At 74.0% G+C, this 1,680-nt stretch carries 3 protein-coding genes; all 3 read left to right on the top strand.

Annotated elements, in window-relative coordinates; translation table 11 throughout:
- Positions 1-215 precede the first annotated feature (215 nt).
- Positions 216-434 carry a CbtB domain-containing protein gene (locus tag H5J29_RS31710; RefSeq protein WP_181784605.1) on the top strand — a complete coding sequence of 73 codons (219 nt, stop codon included), beginning with the start codon at positions 216-218 and terminating at the stop codon, positions 432-434.
- A gap of 9 nt (positions 435-443) precedes the next feature.
- The gene (locus tag H5J29_RS31705; protein WP_181784604.1) at positions 444-1,178 is read left to right on the top strand and encodes a CbtA family protein; all 735 of its coding nucleotides are present in this window, start codon (positions 444-446) and stop codon (positions 1,176-1,178) included.
- A gap of 7 nt (positions 1,179-1,185) precedes the next feature.
- On the top strand, positions 1,186-1,680 hold a 495-nt coding region (locus H5J29_RS31700), incomplete at its 3' end, for a hypothetical protein (protein WP_220188186.1).

Here is a 1,680-nt window from a genome sequence, read left to right as displayed (position 1 = left end):
CGCGAGCTGGTCGACATCGGGTTCGCGGCCGACGTCGAGGTGGCGGCCGAGCTCGACTCGAGCCGGTCGGTGCCGCGGCTCGTCGACGGCGCGTTCGTGGGCTGAGCACCGGGGGTCGGGAACCGGGGTTCGTCACGTGCGCCGGCCTTGACACCCGCGTGGCGATGCCGAATCCTCATCTGAGCATTCGTTCACATGTGTAGCTCGGAGGAAACATGGCGCAGGGTGCCGCACTGCCCGCCCGCCCGTCCGTGGCGGTCCCGGTCGTCCCGTTGCGGGAGCTCGTCCCGTGGGCGGTGTTCGCGGGGGTGATCCTCCTGGCACTGCTGTACCTGGTGGGCATGGACCAGGGCGCCACCTCGGTGTTCTCCGGCTCGATGCTGCACGAGTTCGTGCACGACGGCCGGCACCTGCTCGGCTTCCCCTGCCACTAGGTCCCGGACGTGGTCAGGACGCTTCTGGTCCGCGGCATGCTCGCGGGCCTGGCCGCCGCCGTCCTCGCGTGGGTGTTCGCCTACCTCGTGGGCGAGCCCGCACTCGACGGCGGCATCGCCTACGAGGACGTGATCTCGGCCGCCGCGGGTGAGGCGGGCGAGGAACCGCTGGTCAGCCGCGGGGTGCAGAGCACCGTCGGGCTGCTCGTCGCGCTGCTGATCTACGGCGTGGCCGTGGGCGGCATCTTCGCGCTCGTCTTCGCGGGGGTGTACGGGCGGGTCGCGCAGGCCTCGGCCCGGGCCACGGCGGCGGTGCTCGCGCTCGTCGGGTTCGTCGTGGTGGTGCTGGTGCCGTTCCTCAAGTACCCGTCGAACCCACCGGCCTCCAGCGAGGACGGCACGATCGGGACGCGCACCGGGACGTTCGTGCTGATGGTGGTGCTGTCCGTGCTCGTCGCGGTCGCCGCGGTGGTCGTCGGACGGAAGCTCGTGGCCCGGCTCGGCAGCTGGAACGGGGTCATCCTGGCCGGGGTCGGCTACGTCGTGGTGATCGGTGTGATCGGGGCCCTGCTGCCCACGGTCGCCGAGACCCCCGCGGACTTCCCCGCCGTCGTCCTCTACGACTTCCGGCTCGCCACCCTCGGCCTGCACCTGGTCCTCTGGACCGTGGTGGGCCTGCTGTTCGGCGCGCTCGTCGACGGCCGGTCGCGCCGGTCCCGCGCGGCCGAGGTCGCCTCGAACTGACCTGTCCGTGAGACGCCTGCTGCTGCTCGTCGGCACGACCCTGCTCCTGCTCGTCGCGTCCGGGGGGACCGCGGTCGCCCACAGCGGTGGCCTCGAGTCCGAGCCGTTCCTGCCGCGGGTGCTCGCGCTCGACCCGCCCGTCCCCGGCCTGTGGGTGGGTGTGGTCGAGGGCGGCGCCCGGCTCGGCGTGGTCAACGACTCCGCCTTCGCCGTCGACGTCCTGCCTGCGGGCTCCGCCCGCGCGGAGGAGCCTGTCGTGGCTCCCGGCGAACGCGGCCACTGGGCGGACGCCCGGGTGGTCACGTCGGGTCCCGGCCCGGTGACCTGGTCCGTTCCGCTGCAGGTCGGCGGGCAGCTGGTCACGGTGCGCGGCGAGACGGTGTGGCCGCCACCGCCCGCGACCGGCGGCTGGTGGGCGGCGACCGCGGCCCTCGCCGTGGCCACCGCGGTGCTGGGCACCGTGGCCGTACGACGACGGGCGGCGGCCCTCGCCGTCGCCGCC

It is taken from the genome of Pseudonocardia pini (assembly GCF_013870575.1).
GTDB lineage: Bacteria > Actinomycetota > Actinomycetes > Mycobacteriales > Pseudonocardiaceae > Pseudonocardia > Pseudonocardia pini.
Note: the sequence above shows the minus strand (reverse complement) of the source record. Positions and strands in the feature narration are given on the sequence as shown.

Bases quoted from the DNA above. Each gene is read 5' to 3' on its own strand.
- H5J29_RS31710 (WP_181784605.1), top strand. From the start codon at position 216: ATGGCGCAGGGTGCCGCACTGCCCGCCCGCCCGTCCGTGGCGGTCCCG.